19 protein-coding genes are annotated in these 19,074 nt (G+C 61.2%); 14 read left to right on the top strand and 5 right to left on the bottom strand.

What is annotated here, in order from left to right; translation table 11 throughout:
- The first annotated feature begins 87 nt into the window (after positions 1 to 87).
- Positions 88 to 804 carry a polysaccharide deacetylase family protein gene (locus O3W47_RS13915; protein ID WP_127757952.1) on the top strand — a complete coding sequence of 239 codons (717 nt, stop codon included), beginning with the start codon at positions 88 to 90 and terminating at the stop codon, positions 802 to 804.
- A 24-nt stretch (positions 805 to 828) separates the two neighbouring features.
- Here O3W47_RS13915 and O3W47_RS13910 read toward each other — a convergent pair whose 3' ends face one another.
- The 5 genes from O3W47_RS13910 to O3W47_RS13890 all read right to left on the bottom strand — a co-directional run bounded on the left by O3W47_RS13910 (position 829) and on the right by O3W47_RS13890 (position 7,962).
- Positions 829 to 1,353, bottom strand: a complete 525-nt coding sequence (locus tag O3W47_RS13910) for an AAA family ATPase (protein WP_137452752.1) — start codon at positions 1,351 to 1,353, stop codon at positions 829 to 831.
- A 227-nt stretch (positions 1,354 to 1,580) separates the two neighbouring features.
- Positions 1,581 to 2,510 (bottom strand): response regulator, encoded by a 930-nt coding sequence (locus O3W47_RS13905; RefSeq protein ID WP_035260385.1) that lies wholly within the window; start codon positions 2,508 to 2,510, stop codon positions 1,581 to 1,583.
- The gene (locus O3W47_RS13900; protein ID WP_269313977.1) at positions 2,507 to 5,902 is read right to left on the bottom strand and encodes a hybrid sensor histidine kinase/response regulator; all 3,396 of its coding nucleotides are present in this window, start codon (positions 5,900 to 5,902) and stop codon (positions 2,507 to 2,509) included. Before O3W47_RS13900 ends, O3W47_RS13905 begins: the two co-directional genes overlap by 4 nt.
- A 31-nt stretch (positions 5,903 to 5,933) precedes the next feature.
- Positions 5,934 to 6,704, bottom strand: coding sequence for an SDR family oxidoreductase (locus O3W47_RS13895; protein ID WP_127757948.1), 771 nt, complete (start codon positions 6,702 to 6,704; stop codon positions 5,934 to 5,936).
- A 223-nt stretch (positions 6,705 to 6,927) separates the two neighbouring features.
- Complete coding sequence (locus O3W47_RS13890; protein ID WP_035260390.1) at positions 6,928 to 7,962, bottom strand: glutamine synthetase beta-grasp domain-containing protein; 1,035 nt, start codon at positions 7,960 to 7,962, stop codon at positions 6,928 to 6,930.
- A gap of 481 nt (positions 7,963 to 8,443) precedes the next feature.
- On the opposite strand from O3W47_RS13890, the gene O3W47_RS13885 reads away from it, so the two are divergent.
- The 13 genes from O3W47_RS13885 (at position 8,444) to O3W47_RS13825 (ending at position 19,071) form a co-directional block, all read left to right on the top strand.
- Positions 8,444 to 8,650: a DUF2735 domain-containing protein gene (locus O3W47_RS13885; protein WP_269313976.1), complete on the top strand. Its 207-nt coding sequence runs from the start codon at positions 8,444 to 8,446 to the stop codon at positions 8,648 to 8,650.
- A gap of 343 nt (positions 8,651 to 8,993) precedes the next feature.
- Positions 8,994 to 10,283, top strand: coding sequence for an urea ABC transporter substrate-binding protein (gene urtA, locus O3W47_RS13880; protein WP_035219970.1), 1,290 nt, complete (start codon positions 8,994 to 8,996; stop codon positions 10,281 to 10,283).
- Positions 10,284 to 10,561: 278 nt separating this feature from the next.
- Positions 10,562 to 12,175 carry an urea ABC transporter permease subunit UrtB gene (gene urtB, locus O3W47_RS13875; protein ID WP_269313975.1) on the top strand — a complete coding sequence of 538 codons (1,614 nt, stop codon included), beginning with the start codon at positions 10,562 to 10,564 and terminating at the stop codon, positions 12,173 to 12,175.
- Positions 12,172 to 13,347 carry an urea ABC transporter permease subunit UrtC gene (gene urtC, locus O3W47_RS13870; protein WP_080850987.1) on the top strand — a complete coding sequence of 392 codons (1,176 nt, stop codon included), beginning with the start codon at positions 12,172 to 12,174 and terminating at the stop codon, positions 13,345 to 13,347. The genes urtB and urtC overlap by 4 nt, the downstream gene beginning before the upstream one ends.
- Positions 13,348 to 13,354: 7 nt before the next feature.
- Entirely contained in the window at positions 13,355 to 14,116 is a 762-nt protein-coding gene (gene urtD / locus O3W47_RS13865) for an urea ABC transporter ATP-binding protein UrtD (RefSeq protein ID WP_269313974.1), read from the top strand.
- A gap of 208 nt (positions 14,117 to 14,324) precedes the next feature.
- Complete coding sequence (gene urtE / locus O3W47_RS13860; protein ID WP_269313973.1) at positions 14,325 to 15,020, top strand: urea ABC transporter ATP-binding subunit UrtE; 696 nt, start codon at positions 14,325 to 14,327, stop codon at positions 15,018 to 15,020.
- Between the two features lie 255 nt (positions 15,021 to 15,275).
- On the top strand, positions 15,276 to 16,529 hold the full coding sequence (locus O3W47_RS13855) for an alpha/beta hydrolase family esterase (protein WP_269313972.1): 1,254 nt from the start codon (positions 15,276 to 15,278) through the stop codon (positions 16,527 to 16,529).
- Positions 16,436 to 17,287, top strand: coding sequence for an urease accessory protein UreD (locus O3W47_RS13850; RefSeq protein ID WP_269313971.1), 852 nt, complete (start codon positions 16,436 to 16,438; stop codon positions 17,285 to 17,287). The genes O3W47_RS13855 and O3W47_RS13850 overlap by 94 nt, the downstream gene beginning before the upstream one ends.
- Before the next feature lie 105 nt (positions 17,288 to 17,392).
- A complete protein-coding gene (locus O3W47_RS13845; protein ID WP_035219978.1) occupies positions 17,393 to 17,695 on the top strand; it encodes an urease subunit gamma in 303 nt (100 codons plus the stop codon).
- Between the two features lie 10 nt (positions 17,696 to 17,705).
- Complete coding sequence (locus O3W47_RS13840) at positions 17,706 to 17,963, top strand: DUF1272 domain-containing protein (RefSeq protein WP_142779660.1); 258 nt, start codon at positions 17,706 to 17,708, stop codon at positions 17,961 to 17,963.
- 18 nt (positions 17,964 to 17,981) lie between these two features.
- Entirely contained in the window at positions 17,982 to 18,287 is a 306-nt protein-coding gene (locus O3W47_RS13835; RefSeq protein ID WP_003520607.1) for an urease subunit beta, read from the top strand.
- Position 18,288: 1 nt separating this feature from the next.
- On the top strand, positions 18,289 to 18,645 hold the full coding sequence (locus O3W47_RS13830; protein WP_269313970.1) for a GFA family protein: 357 nt from the start codon (positions 18,289 to 18,291) through the stop codon (positions 18,643 to 18,645).
- A gap of 3 nt (positions 18,646 to 18,648) precedes the next feature.
- The gene (locus O3W47_RS13825; protein WP_269313969.1) at positions 18,649 to 19,071 is read left to right on the top strand and encodes a lysozyme inhibitor LprI family protein; all 423 of its coding nucleotides are present in this window, start codon (positions 18,649 to 18,651) and stop codon (positions 19,069 to 19,071) included.
- Positions 19,072 to 19,074 lie beyond the last annotated feature (3 nt).

Here is a 19,074-nt window from a genome sequence, read left to right as displayed (position 1 = left end):
CCGGGCTTTTTGTTTGCGGTCTCGGCCACACTAGGGACAACAAGGCAGGAAACTAATCCTCTCGGGAAACTGCAATGAGGGATGGCAATGACGACAAAGCGAGCCGTGTCGCTCTTCCTTGTTCTCGTCGTGCTGGCGACGGCGCTCGTCGGCCTGCATTTCTTCAGCAAATCCCGGACGACGCAATTATTCGGCGGCATCATCGCAAGGGTCGAAACAACAAGGCCGATGGTGGCGCTGACTTTCGACGACGGGCCGTCGGTGCGTTTCACCCCTGATGTCCTGGCGATCCTGAGGGAGCGCGGGGTAAAAGCGACTTTCTTTTTGACCGGTCAGGAGACCGAAGAAAATCTGCCGCAGGCGCGCATGATTGTCAGCGACGGGCATCAGATCGGCAACCATAGTTACACGCATTCCAACATGATGCTGATGGGGCCGGCGCGGATTGGGCAAGAGATCGAGCGCACCGATGCGGCCATTCGGGCTGCTGGTTATGAAGGCGAGATCATGTTCCGTCCGCCCTATGGCAAGAAGCTGCTCACCTTGCCCTGGTATCTTTCCCGGCATGACCGGAAAACCATCATGTGGGATGTCGAGCCGGAATCCTTTCCCGATGTCGCCGAGGATGCAGGCGCCTTCGCCAGACACGTCATCGAGCGGACCGGAAACGGCTCCGTAATCATCATGCACGTCATGTATCGAAGCCGCGAGATATCCAGGCAGGCTTTGCCCTTGATCATCGACGGTCTGCGTCAACGCGGGTTTGAGTTTGTCACCGTCTCGCAATTGCTCGAAAATCGCTGAAGCCCATTCTCTTGCCAGAGCGGTTCAGTCGATCCGCGTCAGAATAAAGTCCGCGCGTTCCCCTATGCCGGATTTCGGAAGCACGGAAATATCGTAGCCAAGCTCGTCGTAGTCGCGGAGCAAGCGCTCATATTCCTCGATTGCCGCATCGAAGCCATGCTTGCGCTCGCTGTCGCCTCGGTAGATTTCCGGCCATGGCGGGGTGAGGAAGACCAGACGGTTATAGCGGTGTGCAGCCCGCAGCGTCTCGATGAAGGCATCGCCGCTCACATGGCGAAGCGCCGAGGCGGCGTCGATCAGGCCGCGGTCGAAGAAGACCGGGCCTTCCGGCGCTGCATTTTGCCGGTCTTCGAGCGCCATGGCGATGGCGCGGCGGGCGAAGGCTTCGATGTCGATCCACGGCAGGGCCGTGCCGCCATTGCGGGTTTCTTCGATGACGATGCGGCGGCCGGGCTCTTCCACGGTGGCGAAACCGCGCCGGGCAAGTTCGGCAAGAAGCGTGGATTTTCCGCCGCCGGAGCAGCCGGAAAGGATGATGAAACGGTCCATGGATTTCTATCCTGTGACAGGGTTCAGGTGGGCTTGGGTGGTGATTTTCCGAAGGGTCGGATGAGGGGGCCACTTTGCCGGATTTCGGAGAGCTTGCCCCCTCATCCCGCTGCCGCGGACTTCTCCCCGGCGGGGAGAAGAAACAAGCGCCGGACGCTCGCCCAATAAGCGAACGTCGTGAACTCAAGCGGAATATGTCGGACAACCTACCATAATAATGGCTGTCGTCACCCCTGATGCAATATATGTGCTGCTTTCACGGCCGCGGATGCCCGGTTTTCCACCCCGAGCTTCACATAGATCTGCTCCAGATGCTTGTTCACGGTTCTCGCGGAAAGGCCGAGAATGTCACCGATATCGCGGTTGGACTTGCCCCTGGCGATCCACAGCAGCACTTCCGATTCCCGCGCTGTGAGGGAAAAATGTTCGCGCAGTAGGTGGTCGCCGGATTTCTCATTGGCGGCGGTGAGGCGGAAGAGGAATTCATCCGGCCCCATGGCGCCGAGGAAGGACAGTTGCAGGGCGGGCCGCCCGGCCTCGGTGATCGTCAGCGGCACGTCGCGGCCGGTTTCCGCCGCCGCCCGTTCTGCGAGCCAGCGGCCGATATGGCTGGTGACGATTTCCATGCCGTCGTCGCGGCCGGTGGCGGCGTTGACGAGCCGCGTCGCCTGTGGCGTCGACCAGTGGATCGCCCCATTGGCGCGCACGGCGAGCAGGTGGCGGCCGGCGGCGTCGAGCGCGACCCGAGCGCTTTGCGCCGAGCGAGCATTGGAGAGATGCACGCGGATGCGGGCGCGCAGCTCGTCTATATTGATCGGCTTGGTCAGATAATCGACACCGCCGGATTCGAGCGCCCGCACCACATGTTCGGTCTCCGTCAGCCCGGTCATGAAGATGACGGGCACCTGCGCCACCGCCGCATTGGCCTTCAGGCGGCGGCAGGTCTCGAAACCGTCCATGGCCGGCATGACGGCGTCGAGCAGGATGATGTCGGGCGTGATGCGTTCGGCAATGTTGAGCGCGGCCTGGCCGGAGGTGGCGATGAGGGCGGAAAAGCCTGACTGTTCCAGCGCATCGGTGAGGAACCCCAGTGCTTCCGGGCTGTCATCCACCAGCAATACGATGTCTCTCGGGGCTGCCGCCGCCTGACCGCTCATGCCTTGCCGTCTCCCGTGTCTCTATCCGCAAACCGTTTGAGAAAATGCGCGTAACCGGCCAGATCGAAGGCCTGCACATAGGTGCCGAGCTCCTGCGTGAAGGGCAGGTTTTCCGTGTTGCGGGCAAGATCGGCAAGTTTCGCCTCGATGCCGCGTATGTAGCCTATTTCGCCGAGCCGCTGCAAATCCTGAATGTGAATTGCGCCGGGATGGACGATCTGCGCCACCGGCGGCGGCGATGGCGGGGGCGGCATATCCGCCTCGTAAATCCATTTCAGGCCGAGATGCACGGCAAGCCTGTCGCAAAGCTGGCGGATATCGACAGGCTTGGCGATGGCGTCATTGTGGTTGTCTTCTCCAGCACCCGCCACTGTCCCGTCGCCGATATTGGCCGAGAGCATGATGAGCGGGGCAGTCTGGCCGGCTTCACGCAGTTTCGTCACAAGCTGCCAGCCGGTCATGCCGGGCATGGAAATATCGATGAGGAAAAGGTCGGGCTTCACGCCTTCGATGAGCGTCAGGCATTCCGGCCCGCTTTGCGCCGTCAGCACCACGAAATCGAGTGGCGAAAGCACTTGCCGCATCAGCTCGCGATGATCCTCATTGTCATCGACCACGACGATGGTGCGGCGCGGCCCGGAATAGGAACGGATGGTCTTTTCTGCCGCAGGCGCCGTGCTTGGCCGGTGCACGGCAGAGAGCATGAGGCGCACGCGGAAGGTGGAGCCTTCATCCTTTGCGCTGGAAACGGAAATTTCGCCGCCGAGCGTGTTGGTGAGGAGCCTTGTGATGGTCAGGCCGAGGCCGAGGCCCGGCATCGGTCGCACGCTGTCTGCCTCGCCGCGCTGGAAGGGTTCGTAGATGCGGGCGAGGTCTTTTTGTGCAATGCCGCGGCCGGTATCGGAAACGGTGAAGCTCGCCACCTGGCTGCGATAACCGACATCGAAGGTGACGGCGCCCTCATCGGTGAATTTGATGGCGTTGGAGATGAGGTTGACGAGGATTTGCCGCAGCCGCTTTTCATCGGTGCGGACATATTGCGGAAGGGCGCGGGAGCGGTCATGGCGAAATTCCAGCCCCTTGGCCTGCGCCTGCGGGCGGAACATGTCGACGATCTGGTCGAGGAAATCCTGAATATTGATCTCGTTGGAATAGACCTGCAGCCGGCCCGCCTCGATCTTGGAAATATCGAGAAGCCCGTCGATCAGGCCGGACAGGTGATCGGCCGAACGGCGGATGACCTTGATCGCCGATTGCCGGGGCGGGGGAATGGTATCGTCGCGCTCGAGAATCTGGGCATACCCCAGAACGGCATTGAGCGGGGTGCGGAGTTCGTGGCTGAGGCCCACCACATAACGGCTCTTGGCGCGGTTGGCGGCCTCGGCCGTTTCCTTGGCGTCCTGAAGGGCGGCGTCGGTCTTCTTGTGAGCGGCGATTTCCTTGAGCAGCAATGTGTTCTGGCGGGAGGATTCCTCTTCCGCCACCACCCGGCTGTCATGGGCAAGCACGAGGAACCAGCAGACGATGCCGGCAATGACGGCGAAGACGAAAAACACGATGAGGATTGTGCGGTTCACCACATCGGCCGTTGCCGGCGAGGCGGTGCCGACCTGATGGGCGATCAGAGCGAGAATGCCGCCGATGGCGGTGACGGCAATCGCCGCCGCCATGCCGTAACGGCCGAGCCGGGTGGCGAGTTTGGCCACCAGCTGATCCGGCAGGAAGGATTTCGCGACGGTGGCGACCTGATAGTTCAGCTTCGCCTTCGGCTTGCACATATCATGGCAGCGGCTGTCCAGCGAGCAGCAGAGCGAACAGATCGGTGCGGCATAGGCGGGACACCAGGCCATGTCTTCCGGTTCGAAAGGGTGTTCGCAGATGGAGCAGGTGATGCTGCTCTCCTCGCGCCACTTCTGGCGCGGTTTGCGGGCGAGATAAAATTTGCCCTTCGTGCCCCATGCGATGAGCGGCGAGGCGATGAAAGCGACGATGAGCGTCAGATAGGGCGCGAGCGATGCGGCGAGCGGCCCGAAGGCGCCGAAATGCGCCATCAGCGCAATGGTGGCTGAAAGCGCCATGGAGCCGACGCCAACGGGATTGATGTCGTAAAGATGGGCGCGCTTGAATTCGATGCCTGGCGGGGCAAGGCCAAGCGGCTTGTTGATGAAGAGATCGGCGGAGATGGTGCAGAGCCACGCCATGGCGATGATGGAGAAGATGCCGAGCGTTTCTTCCAGCAGCCGGTAGATGCCGAGTTCCATCAGAAGCAGCGCGATCGCCACGTTGAAGACCAGCCAGACGACACGGCCCGGGTGGCTGTGGGTAAGCCGCGAGAAGAAGTTCGACCATGCGAGCGAACCCGCATAGGCATTCATCACATTGATCTTCAGCTGCGAGACGACCACGAAGGCGACCATCAAAAGCATGGCCGCTGTCTCGTTGGGGATCATGTAACCGAAGGCGGTGAGATACATCTGCGCCGGATCGGCGGCACGGTCCACCGAGACGCCGGAGCTGAAGGTCAAGACCACGAGGAAGGAGCCGGCGAGCAGCTTCGGTACGCCGACGACCACCCAGCCGGCGCCGGCCAGAAAGACGGCGATGCGATGGCGCAGGCGGCTTTGCCCCTCGGCCGGCAGAAAGCGCAGGAAATCCACCTGCTCGCCGATCTGCGACATCAGCGCCAGAATGACGGCGGAGGCCGCGCCGAATTCCACCAGATTGAAATCCGCCACCGTGCCTGATGGCCCCGAGGCGTGGTGGATGCCGGCAAAGGCCCGCCACAGATCGTATTTCTCCCAGTCCATCAGGGCGATGAAGACGAAGGGCAGGATGTTGAGGACGATCCAAAAGGGCTGGGTGATGATCTGGAAGCGGCTGATGAGGCGCACGCCATGGGTGACGAGCGGAATGACCATGACGGCCGAGATGATGTAACCGATCCACAAGGGTATGCCGAGCGCCAGTTCCAGCGCGCCGGACATGATCGACGCCTCGATGGCGAAGAGCATGAAGGTGAAGGCGGCATAGATCAGCGAGGTGATGGTGGAGCCGATATAACCGAAGCTCGCGCCGCGCGTCAGAAGATCGATATCGACACCGTGGCGGATGGCATAACGGCTGATCGGCAGGCCGACGGCGAGCATGGCGATGGCGGCGACGAGGATGGCGTAAAAGGCATTGGTGGTGCCGTAGGAGAGCGTGATCGCCCCGCCGATGGCCTCAAGGGCGAGGAACGATATTGCGCCGATGGCGGTGTGGGAAATGCGGTTGGAGGAAAATTGCCGGGCGCTTTTGGCGGTGAAGCGCAGCGCATAATCTTCCAGCGTCTGGTTGGCGACCCAGCGGTTATATTCGCGCCTGACGGGGATGATGCGTTGCCGTGCGGCCATGCCTATCGCGTGCCTTTCCGCAAATGCCCTCTCACAGCCGCACCGACATGCCGCCATCCACCGTCAGCACATGGCCGTTGACGAAGGAGGCCGCGTCGCTGGCCAGAAACAGCGCCGCACCCGCAATCTCGTCCGGCCGGCCCCAGCGCTCCAGCGGCACGCGCAGCTTGGCGAAAGCCACCATGTCAGGATTTTCGGCAAGGGCGGCATTGGTTTCTGTCGCGAACATGCCGGGCGCGATGGCGTTGCTGGTGATGCCGCGTGCGCCATATTCCACGGCGATGGCCCGCATCAGGCCCGTCAGCCCCTGTTTGGCGACGGGATAGATCGCATCGCCCGGCCGCACGATGTGGCCAAGAATGGAGGTGATGGTGATGATGCGGCCATAGGTCTTTGCCGCCATGGCTTCCGCCGCATCCCGCGACAGGGAAATGGAGGAGGTGAGGTCGGTGCGGATCAATTCCAGCACGTCCTCATCGCTGAACTCGGACAGCGGGCGGCGGTCGCGCGCGCCGACATTGTTGACGAGAATATCGAGGTGGCCGAGTTCGCTCATGATGCGGTGGACGAGCGCCGCCCCGGCTTTGGTATCGGCAATATCAAAGGCGGCATAATCCGCCTTTCCACCCGCTTCGCGCAACGTGTCGACCGCCTGTTGCAACGTCTCGGCATTGCGGCCGGTCAGCCAGACATGGGTGCCAGCTTCGGCAAAGGCCTTGGCGATTTCAAAACCGAGACCGCGGCCGCTGCCGGTGATAATGGCGATGCGGTTTTCGAGAGAGAATTTGTCGAGAATGCCCATCGTTCACCTTTCTGCTCGAAAGCACATGGCCTGCTTTGAGGCACCGGGGCGAACCCTGTCCGGGTCAAGGAAGTGACGATGCCATCGCTCAAAACCACGCAGATGCCTGCGCCGGGATGACTATGCCGCATGTGGCGACGGGCGAAAGGTCACCTGTCCGCCTGGCGGTTCTGTGGACAGAAAAATGGCGTCGCCCTGTTCGGGCGACGCCATCAGTTCGATATCAGGCAGCAGCCGACTTTGCGAGCGGCACTTCTGCGATCGTCTTCAGAACGACGGAAGCGATCTGGTAAGGGCAGCCCTGCGAGTTCGGACGACGGTCTTCAAGGTAACCCTTGTAACCGTTGTTGACGAAGGAATGCGGAACGCGGATCGACGCGCCACGGTCTGCCACGCCGTAGGAGAACTTGTTCCACGGAGCGGTTTCGTGCTTGCCGGTCAGGCGCAGGTGGTTGTCCGGACCGTAAACGTCGATGTGCTCTTTCCAGTTCTTGGCGAAAGCGGCCATGAGGGCTTCGAAATACTCCTTGCCGCCAACTTCGCGCATGAACTTGGTGGAGAAGTTGCAGTGCATGCCCGAACCGTTCCAGTCGGTGTCGCCGAGCGGCTTGCAATGGAATTCGACGTCGATGCCGTATTGTTCGCAAAGACGAAGGAGCAGGTAACGGGCGATCCAGATCTGGTCGGCGGCGCGCTTGGAGCCCTTGCCGAATACCTGGAATTCCCACTGGCCCTTGGCCACTTCGGCGTTGATGCCTTCGTGGTTGATGCCGGCTTCGAGGCAGAGGTCGAGGTGCTCTTCAACGATTTCGCGGGCAACCGAACCGACATTCTTGAAGCCGACGCCGGTGTAATAAGGACCCTGCGGAGCCGGGTAACCCTGTTCCGGGAAGCCAAGCGGGCGGCCGTCCTGGTAGAAGAAATATTCCTGCTCGAAGCCAAACCATGCGTCTTCGTCGTCGAGGATGGTTGCGCGGCTGTTCGAAGCATGCGGGGTGACGCCATCGGGCATCATGACTTCGCACATGACGAGCGCACCGTTGGAGCGGGCCGGGTCGGGATAGATCGCGACGGGCTTCAGCACGCAATCCGACGAGTGGCCTTCGGCCTGCTGCGTGGACGAGCCATCAAAGCCCCAAAGCGGCAGCTGCTCGAGTGTGGGGAATTCGTCGAATTCCTTGATCTGGGTCTTGCCGCGCAGGTTGGGGACCGGCTTGTATCCGTCCAGCCAGATGTACTCGAGTTTGAACTTAGTCATTACGAACCTCTCATAGGTAACAATGCGAAGCCTTGAGGCCTCCCGTGGCTTTGGCCGCCGAAGCGCATTCGCGTTCAAGGGCTGACCCCTTAGATGCATGCCGCGTGCCAGATTGGCGATATCAGGCGATTTTTTCGAAAAATCTTTCAGGCCCCCTGTCGCGCAGGAGCCTGGATATCGCGCGGGCATGGTTCTGCTGCACTGCGGGAGGCAAATTCACCCCTCATGTTTCATCATTGAATCCTGATAGATAGCCGGCGTCTCCCGACGGAATGCCCTGCTGCGGCGCAATGATTTCGGTTGCGCGCGAGGGATTGGCATTTGCCCCAAAAACCGGCGCTTTCGGAATGGTTTTTCTTGTAGATGAGACGATTAATGCCTATATTTTTCGCAAGGTGATTTTTTTTTAATCAAACGGAGCGAATCCGGGCTTTGCGGGTTTGCTCCTGATACCAAAGTGCTTCGATGCAAACAGAGTGAGATGATCGAAATGGCGACTGGCTTTCATCGTGAGACGGCAACGATCTATCAATTCCCGATTGGCGGGCGCGCGGGCGTGTCCAAATTCCGCAACAGCGGGCTGAGTGACCTTGAGCGCGAGGCGCGCGAGCCGCATGTGGATTTCGGCTCGTGGTACCACGACGAGGCGATCCGCGACGAAGAGCGGAACGACAAGCCGCATTCCTAATGTGAGACCGTGCCGCGCATTTCTTCTCCCCGCCGGGGAGAAGGTGGCCCGAAGGGTCGGATGAGGGGCAACCCCTCCGTATGTCCCGACGCTCGCCCCCTCATCCCGCTGCCGCGGACTTCCCCCTCCCTCGGGGAGAAGAAACAAGTTGGAGCCTCCTGCTTCACATATGAGCGCCTTGGCGGTTTAGCTCTATTCAACCTCCCATGCATCTTTCGCCACCCCGCCTACGTCAATTGACGTATACGGTTTCGCGTCTGCGAGATCGATAGTCCCTCCCAGCAGCGGCCGCAGATGCCGCTGAGCCTCCACGAGAGGCCAAACAAGGAGAGGGGTTCTTCCGATGATATTCCGCAAGACGCTTAGTGCCGCGCTGCTTGGCGCGATCCTGTCCACCACCGCCTTCCATGGCGCTTTTGCCGCTGACGACACCATCAAGGTCGGCGTGCTGCATTCGCTGTCCGGCACCATGGCGATTTCAGAGACGACGCTGAAGGACGCCATGCTGATGCTCATCGACGAGCAGAACAAGAAGGGCGGCGTGCTTGGCAAGAAACTCGAAGCCGTGGTGGTCGATCCGGCTTCCGACTGGCCGCTTTTCGCCGAAAAGGCCCGCCAGCTGATTTCGCAGGACAAGGTCGCCGCCGTTTTCGGCTGCTGGACGTCTTCCTCGCGCAAATCCGTTCTGCCGGTCTTCGAGGAACTGAACTCGATCCTGTTCTATCCGGTTCAGTACGAGGGTGAAGAATCCTCGCGCAACATCTTCTACACGGGTGCTGCGCCGAACCAGCAGGCCATTCCGGCCGTAGACTACCTCGCCAATACCGAAGGCGTCGAGCGCTGGGTTCTGGCAGGCACGGACTATGTCTATCCGCAGACCACCAACAAGATCCTGAAGGCCTATCTGATGTCGAAGGGCGTCAAGGAAGAGGACATCATGATCAACTACACGCCGTTCGGTCATTCCGACTGGCAGACGATCGTGTCCGACATCAAGAAGTTCGGCTCGGCCGGCAAGAAGACCGCCGTGGTTTCCACCATCAACGGCGACGCCAACGTGCCTTTCTACAAGGAACTGGCGAACCAGGGCATCAAGGCTGAAGACATTCCCGTCGTTGCCTTCTCGGTCGGTGAAGAAGAGCTTGCCGGTCTCGATACCGCACCGCTGGTCGGCCACCTTGCCGCCTGGAACTACTTCCAGTCCGTCGATGCGCCGGTCAATGCCGAATTCATCAAGACCTGGCATGCCTTTACCAAGAACGACAAGCGCGTGACCAACGACCCGATGGAAGCCGCCTATATCGGCTTCAACGCCTGGGTAAAGGCCGTCGAATCCGCCGGAACGACGGATACGGACAAGGTTCTGGACAGCATCATCGGCGTTTCCGTGCCGAACCTTTCGGGCGGCTACTCCACCGTCATGCCGAACCACCACATCACCAAGCCGGTGCTGATCGGCGAAATCCAGGCCGATGGGCAGTTTGAGATCGTGCAGCAGACGCCGCAGGTTGTGGGTGATGAGTGGTCGGATTATCTGCCTGATAGCAAGGATCTGATTTCGGATTGGCGGAAGCCGATGTCTTGCGGCAACTTCAATGTGGCCAGTGGGAAGTGCGGCGGCAAGGGTAGCTGATTAGCGGGGTGGGTGCCGCCCCCTTGCTGGGGGCGGGCCTATTTGAAAACTCAGCAAGAATTACCCCCTCTGCCCTGCCGGGCATCTCCCCCTCAAGGGGGAGATCGGCAAGATGCTTTCTCGCCGCTTCATTCTCAAACATCGAGATGGGCGAGACCTCGCCACAGGTCGATCTCCCCCTTGAGGGGGAGATGCCCGGCAGGGCAGAGGGGGGTAAAGCCGCATATTCAGGTCGCGCCACACAAACGCCCCGTCGCAAACCGCCCAAGGACCCCGACATGACGATCCGATCTTTTCTCGGAGCCATCTTCCTCTGGCTCACCCTGGGGATCGCAGCCCAATCCTTCGCGCAAAGCGATCCGAAGGCGCTGATCGACCAGCTCGGCACGGCGGATTTCAAGCAGGCCGAAGTGCTGATTGGGCAGATTGCAACCGCGGGCGATGCGCGTGTCGTGCCGGCGCTCGAGGCTTTTGCGGCGGGCGATCTTTATGTGCGCAAGGCCGACAATCTGGTTTTCATGACGAAACCGGCAGGTTCCAATTTTACGCTGATCGACCCGCTGACGGGCGAAAGTGCGGGTGAAGCGCCGAAGGCGGCTGTCAGCAAGATCAAGGTCAACAATAATCTGCGCCGCGTCATCCGCGCCGCACTCGGCGGTTTGACCCTGCTCAGCCCGGAAAAATCCGTGCGGCTTTCGGCGGCAGACGCCGTTCTGAAAGCGCCGAGCGCGGAAAATCTCGAATTGCTGGAAGCGGCCATCGCCAAGGAGACCGATACTGAGGTGCGGACCCGGATGGAGGAGGCGCGGGCTGTCTCGCTGCTCTCCTCCGAACGGTCGCTCGAACAGAAGAAAGAGGCAATCGCCACCATCAAGAGCCTTGGCGGGCGCGATGCGATCGGCATTCTGATGGCGGCTTCCTCGTCGGTGGATCAGAGCCTGAAACCGGATATCGACAGCGCCATATCGAGCATCGAAAGCTCCCTTGCCTTCTGGGACTATGCGCAGAATGTCTGGTACGGCCTGTCGCTCGGTTCCGTGCTTTTGCTCGCCGCCATCGGCCTTGCCATCACCTTCGGCGTGATGGGCATCATCAACATGGCGCATGGCGAGATGGTGATGATCGGCGCCTATTCCACCTTCATGGTGCAGGAGGTGATCCGCACGCATTTCCCCGGCCTGTTCGACTGGTCGCTCGCCATCGCTCTGCCCGCCGCCTTTCTGGTGACGGCCTTTGTCGGCCTCGTGATGGAGCGCGGCGTCATTCGCTTTCTTTACGGGCGGCCGCTCGAAACGCTTCTCGCCACCTGGGGCATCTCGCTCATCCTGCAACAGGGCGTGCGCTCCATCTTCGGGCCTACCAATCGTGAGGTCGGCAGCCCGAGCTGGATGTCCGGCTCCTTCAGCGTCGGTTATCTCAATTTCACCTGGAACCGGGTGTGGATCGTCTGCTTCTCGCTTTCAGTCTTCTTCGCGCTGTTGGTTCTCCTGAAGCGCTCGGCCTTCGGGTTGCAGATGCGCGCCGTGACGCAGAACCGCCGCATGGCTTCCTCCATGGGCATCCGCACGCCGTGGGTGGATGCCTTCACCTTCGCGCTCGGTTCGGGCGTCGCCGGTCTCGCTGGCGTGGCGCTGTCGCAGATCGACAATGTCTCGCCCAATCTCGGCCAGAGCTACATCATCGACAGCTTCATGGTGGTGGTGTTCGGCGGCGTCGGCAATCTCTGGGGAACGCTGGTTGGCGCCCTGTCTCTCGGCGTGCTCAACAAGTTCCTTGAGCCGACGGTCGGCGCCGTGCTCGGCAAGATCCTCGTGCTCGTTCTCATCATCCTGTTCATCCAGAAGCGGCCGCGCGGTCTCTTCGCACTCAAGGGAAGGGCGATCGAAGCATGATTACCGGCTTCCTCCTGCGCGCGCTCGACCGCCGCATCTCCATCGCCATCGGCATCATTCTGGCCATCGCCGTGCTGGTGCCGGCCTCCAACCTGCTTTTGCCGGCCGACAGCGCGTTCCGCATTCCGACCTATATCATGTCGATGCTGGGCAAATATCTGGCCTATGCGCTGCTGGCGCTGGCGCTCGATCTCGTCTGGGGTTATTGCGGCATTCTCTCGCTCGGCCATGCCGCTTTCTTCGCGCTCGGCGGTTATGCCATGGGCATGTATCTGATGCGGCAGATCGGCACGCGCGGGGTTTATGGCCATCCGGTGCTGCCTGATTTCATGGTGTTCCTCAACTGGAAGGAACTGCCGTGGTTCTGGCAGGGTTTCGACATGTTCTGGTTTGCGGCGCTGATGGTGCTTGTCGTGCCGGGGCTGCTCGCCTTCGTGTTCGGCTGGTTCGCCTTCCGCTCGCGCGTCAACGGCGTTTATCTCTCCATCATCACCCAGGCCATGACCTACGCCCTGCTGCTTGCCTTCTTCCGCAACGACATGGGTTTCGGCGGCAATAATGGGCTGACCGATTTCAAGGATATTCTCGGCTTTTCCGTGCAGGCGGATGGCACGCGCGCCGTGCTGTTTGCCATGACGGCGGTGATGCTGGCGCTCTCGCTGCTGATCGCATCCGGCATCGTCAATTCCAAATTCGGCAAGGTGCTGGTGGGCGTGCGCGATGCCGAAAGCCGAGTGCGCTTCCTCGGCTTCCGGGTGGAAAACATCAAGCTCTTCACCTTCGTCGTTTCGGCCATGATGGCGGGCATTGCCGGTGCGCTGTTCGTGCCGCAGGTAGGCATCATCAATCCCGGCGAATTTTCGCCCGCCAACTCCATCGAAGTGGTGGTGTGGACGGCCGTGGGCGGGCGCGGCACGCTGATCGGGCCGATTATCGGTGCGCTGCTCGTCAACGGCGGAAAAAGCTATTTCACCGGCGCTTTCCCCGAATTCTGGCTGTTTGCGCTGGGCGGGCTGTTCATCGCGGTGACGCTATTCTTCCCCAAGGGCATCGTCGGCACGCTGCAACACTATCTGGCCCGGCGGCGCGAAAAGCGGGTCGCGCTTGCGGCAGGCGACGTCCAGCCGGGCAATGACAGCGGCTCGACAGTGGCGCAACAGGCGGCGGAGTGAGGCGGACATGAACACAGTTTCCGAAAACAGAACGAAAAGCCTGCTTTATCTCGACGGCGTCTCGGTGTCCTTCGATGGTTTCAGGGCGCTCAATTCCCTCTCCTTCGTGGTGGAACCCGGTGAGCTGCGCGCTATCATCGGCCCGAACGGTGCGGGCAAAACGACGATGATGGACATCATCACCGGCAAGACAAGGCCGGATACGGGCACGGTGCTGTTCGAAGACAGCATCGACCTCACCAAAAAGGACGAGGCGGATATCGCCCAGCTCGGCATCGGGCGGAAGTTCCAGAAACCGACGGTGTTTGAAAGCCATACCGTCTGGGACAATCTGGAACTGGCGCTCAACCGCAAGCGCGGCGTGTTCGCGACGCTGTTTTACCGGCTGACGGAGGAAGACAAGGCCCGCATCGAGGAAATCCTCGCCACCGTGCGCCTTAGCCACCGCCGCGGCGATCTTGCCGCCAACCTCTCGCACGGCCAGAAACAATGGCTGGAAATCGGCATGCTGCTGGCGCAGGAGCCGAAGCTGCTTTTGGTGGATGAGCCGGTGGCCGGCATGACGGATGCGGAAACGGCCGAAACCGCTGTGTTGCTGAAGGAAATCGCCAAGACCCGGTCGGTGGTGGTGGTGGAGCACGACATGGGTTTCATCCGCGAGCTGGGGGTGAAGGTGACGTGCCTTGCCGAAGGTTCCGTGCTGGCGGAGGGGTCGATTGATTTTGTGTCCAGCGATCCGAAGGTGATCGAGAATTATCTGGGGCGGTGATGGTGGTGTTTGCGCCCGTGATACCCCCTCTGCCCTGCCGGGCATCTCCCCCTCAAGGGGGAGATCAGATGCCGCAACCGCCCGTTCCCTCGCCTACTGGTCATGGGGCAGAGTTTTCGCCGCTTGCCGATCTCCCCCTTGAGGGGGAGATGCCCGGCAGGGCAGAGGGGGGTAACGCCGCCCACCATACCGCCAATGGAGTTTCACCATGCTGAACGTCGACAACATCAACCTCCATTACGGCGCAGCCCAAGCGCTCCGCGGCGTTTCGCTCAATGCGGAGATGGGCAAGATCACCTGCGTCCTCGGCCGCAACGGGGTGGGCAAAAGCTCGCTGCTGCGGGCCGTTACCGGCCAGCACGCCATCAGTGGCGGGACGATCAGCTTTGAAGGGGCGGCGCTGGATGGGCTGGCGCCTTACCACCGGGCCAAGCGCGGTGTCGGCTACGTGCCGCAGGGGCGGGAGATTTTTCCGCTGCTCAGCGTGCAGGAGAATCTCGAAAGCGGCTATGCGCCGCTGCCGCGTAAGGAACGGTTCATTCCGGATGATATTTTCAGCCTGTTTCCGGTGCTGCAATCCATGCTGGGAAGGCGCGGCGGCGATCTCTCCGGCGGCCAGCAGCAGCAGCTCGCCATTGGCCGGGCGCTGGTGACACGGCCGAAGATCCTCGTTCTCGACGAGCCGACCGAGGGCATCCAGCCGTCGATCATCAAGGATATCGGCCGGGCGATCAAATATCTGCGCGATTCCACCGGCATGGCGATCCTGCTGGTCGAGCAATATCTGGATTTCTGCCGCGAGCTAGCCGATTACGTCTACATCATGGACCGGGGTGAAATCGTGCATCAGGGCCTGGCCGAAACGCTGGATACGCCGGAAGCGCGGCGTCATCTGACAGTATAAACCGAGACTAAAAATGCTGCGCGCCGATCACGGCGTGCAAACGGCCGATTAATATTTTGAAAGCCTATGCGTCTCGACATGGCTTTCATGCGTAATTTTAGCATTTCATTGAATAATTGCCTGTGATATTGGCAGCGAAAATGCTGCATGCGAGACACAGGAAAAGTCTATTCGCACGCCGCGACAGTTGATCCCTTACATTCCACGCACGTCCGACGTATCGTCGGGAAAACCGTGCCCAATAAAGGCGTGTCAATGCATCAAGACTTTGCCATTGGCCGGGCCGCCCGGCTGTTCCGCTCCGCCCGCACTCTCTTTCTGGGTCTTGCGATGTGCGCGAGCGCCGGTGTCGCAGCGTCGGCATCGACCTGCGGTCAGTTGCCCGGACCCGGCATGGAACCGGGCAGGCATGATTTTTCCATTCTCTCCAACGGTGAAAAACGCGACGGCGTCTATTTTGTTCCCTCGGCCTATGATGGAAAAAAGCCGCTGCCCGTGGTGTTCGATTTCCATGGCTCCAACAGCAATCCGCATGGCCAGATGAACCGCAGCGGCTGGGACAAGCTGGCCGAGCGTGACGGTCTGGTGGTTGTGGCGCTGGCCGGCAGCCTGAATGGCGAATTGCCGGGCACCCATGCCTGGAATGTTCCCGGTGTTACCAAGCGTCCGGGCGGGCTGGACGAGGTCGGTTTCATTCACGATGCCATTACCATGGTGAAGGGCAAGTTCTGCGTGGATGAGGAGCGTTTTTACGGTTCCGGTTATTCCGGCGGCGGGCGCATGCTGTCGCAATTCATCTGCAATGGCAGCGCGGATTTCACCGCTGCCGGTTTCGTCGCCTCGCTGCGCGCGGGTTATCCGCTGGAGACCGAGGGCAAATGGGCACCGGATGCGGCAAGCTGCACGCCGGCGCGGCCGATGTCGATCATCGCCTTTGCCGGGTTGAAGGATCCCGCCAACCCCTATCAGGGCGGCGGCAAGTCCTATTGGCAATATGGCGGCGAGACGGCGCTGAAGCGCTGGGCCGAAATGGACGGCTGCAAGGGCGCTGCCAAAAGCAAGGTGGGCGAAAGTTTCACCGTCAATTCCTATGATGTCTGCAAGGCCGGCGCACGCATTCAGTCCTATGTCATCAACGACTGGGACCACGCCTGGCCGCGCGCGACGATGAAGGCGGAAGTGCTGGCCGCAAGCGCCGTCGTCACCCGCAAGCCGGGCGGCGAACAGACGCCGAAGGCGGAACCGGCCGTGGAGCGCAAGATGCCCACAGGCGAAGTGACGCGCACGGTTGATGCGGCGGAAAGAATGTGGGATTTCTTCCGCAATACGGAAGGGCAGCTCGTCGTGGATGCCGTCGTCAAGAAGGATTGCGGCGCAAAGGCCTCATCCGCTTCCGCAACCGCTTCGGAGACCGCGTGCAGCCAGAACAGCAAGCCATCGGCCCTTCCGGTCGCCAAGACGCTCAACCTGTCCGGCAGCAGCGCGCCCGTGGCAGAGGACGCATTGTAACCAAAGCGGTTGAAGGGCGCAGCCGGCTGCAGGAACTGTTCCAGGAAGGCTGCGCCAAAATCCGTCTGCCGGAAACCTTTTCGAACGAAGCCGAAGCCATTCTCATCAATTCCTCCGGCGGCCTGACCGGCGGAGACGAGATGGAATGGCAGGCGGTTGCCGGCGCCGGCACCTCGCTGGTGGTAACCACGCAGGCCTGCGAGAAGGTCTACAAGGCATCCTCCGGCACAGCCACCGTTACCGCCCGCGTTTCCGCCGGGCCGGGCGCCAGATTGCACTGGCTGCCGCAGGAAACAATCCTTTTCGACCGGGCGTCGCTGACCCGCCGGCTGGAAGCCGATCTCGACCAATCTTCCGAATTCATCGCTGTCGAAGCCGTGCTGCTCGGCCGGAAGGCCATGGGCGAGGCGATGACGCACGGTCTTTTCCGCGACCGCTGGCGCATTCGCCACGGGGGTAAGCTGGTGCATGCCGAAGAGCTTCTGCTGGAAGGCGAGGTGGCGGCGCTGACCGCGAAACCGGCGGTTCTGGCCGGTCAGGTCGCCTTTGCGACGCTGCTTTATATCGGGCCTATGGCCGAGGCGTTTCTGCCTAAAATCCGGGCTATTGCCGGGGAAAGCGGCGGTGCCAGCGAATGGCAGGGCAAGCTTGTCGTTCGCGTCTCTGCCGCCGATGGTTTCTCCTTGAGAAAATTGCTTTTTCCGATCATTTCGCTCTTGCGAAACGGCGCGCCAGTGCCGAAAGTCTGGAATCTGTAAACCCTTCGGATCGTCGGCAACCGGCGGCCTTCGGGGTCTGTCAACATGTCGGATCTGCTTGCCGCAACCATGCTTGCGGAACAGGTTCCAAGCTGCGGGACCACGATGAACCTTAGCCCAAGAGAAAAAGACAAGCTGCTGATTTCCATGGCCGCCATGGTGGCGCGCCGCCGGCTGGAACGCGGCGTGAAGCTGAATTATCCCGAAGCGATTGCGCTGATTACCGATTTCGTGGTCGAGGGCGCACGCGACGGCCGCGCCGTGGCGGAGCTGATGGAAGCCGGCGCGCATGTCATTTCCCGCGACCAGGTGATGGAAGGCATCGCCGAAATGATCCATGATGTGCAGGTGGAAGCGACGTTTCCCGATGGCACCAAGCTGGTGACCGTTCACGAACCGATCCGGTAAGGGGGCGAATATGGCGCTGGAGCTTCGGCCCAATTGCGAATGCTGCGACCGCGATCTTGCTCCCGACAGCCGGGATGCGATGATCTGCTCGTTCGAATGCACCTTCTGCGTCGATTGCGTGACGGATGTGCTGCACGGCGCCTGCCCCAATTGCGGCGGTGAGCTGGTTCGCAGGCCCGTTCGCCCGGCGGCGAAACTCGTCAATAATCCCGCGTCGACACGGCGCGTCCTGAAGGCCGAAGGCTGCACGGCGGCCAACGCTGCCTGAGACAAAAGGGGAAATACCATGAAACCCGGCGAAATCATTGCCGCAGAGGGCAGCATCGAACTCAATGCCGGCCAACCGACCGTGACCATCGAAGTCGCCAATTCGGGCGACCGGCCGGTGCAGGTGGGCAGCCACTATCATTTCTATGAGACCAATGCGGGTCTCCTGTTCGACCGCGACAAGGCGCGCGGCATGCGCCTCGATATTCCGGCCGGTACGGCGGTTCGTTTCGAACCCGGCCAGAAGCGGGAAGTGACGCTGGTGCCGCTTTCCGGCAAGCGAGAGGTTTACGGTTTCCGTCAACAGGTCATGGGGAGGTTATGAAATGGCGACGGCGCATTATCACGGAAGCTGCCAGTGCGGCGATGTGAGCTTCGAGGTCGATGCCGATCTCGATCACACCATCGTCTGCAATTGTTCGCGCTGCAAGCGTCTCGGTTCCACGCTCGCCTTTGCGCCGCGTGAGAAATTCACGCTGCTTTCCGGCGAGGACAAGCTGGCGGAATATCTCTTCAACAAACACAAGATCCATCATCTTTTCTGCTCCACCTGCGGCATCGAGAGCTTTGCTTATGCCGACGGGCCGGATGGAACGCCGATGGTGGCGGTCAATGCCAATTGTCTCGATGGTGTCGATCCCCGGGCGTTGAAGCCGCGGGCTTTCGATGGCGCGGCGGCCTGAGCGATGGAGATGAGCCGAAAAAACGCCCTTCTGGCGGCCGTGCTTCTTTGTGCGACCGCCGGCCTGTCCATGCCGGCCGCCGCGCAGGGCGAGCCGGATTGCAAGGCTCCGCAGACGCAGGCGGACATGACCATCTGCGCCGGCAAGGATTACGAAAAGGCCGACAAGAAACTCAACGCCGAATATCAGAAGCTGCGCAAGCTGCTCGCCGAGCGCGACAGGACGGCGGATGCGGACGGCAAGGGTGCGACCGACGCGCTGGTGACTGCCCAGCGCGCGTGGGTCGCGTTTCGTGACGCCAATTGCGCGCTTTCAGGCTTTCAGGCGCGCGGCGGCTCGATGGAACCGATGTTGATCGCTTCCTGCCGCGCTGAGATGAGCGGCAAGCGGGCGGAAGAACTAAAAACGATGATCGACCAATTTTGAGTG

It is taken from the genome of Agrobacterium sp. LMR679 (genome assembly GCF_027157905.1).
Classification (GTDB): domain Bacteria; phylum Pseudomonadota; class Alphaproteobacteria; order Rhizobiales; family Rhizobiaceae; genus Agrobacterium; species Agrobacterium leguminum.
Note: the sequence above shows the minus strand (reverse complement) of the source record. Positions and strands in the feature narration are given on the sequence as shown.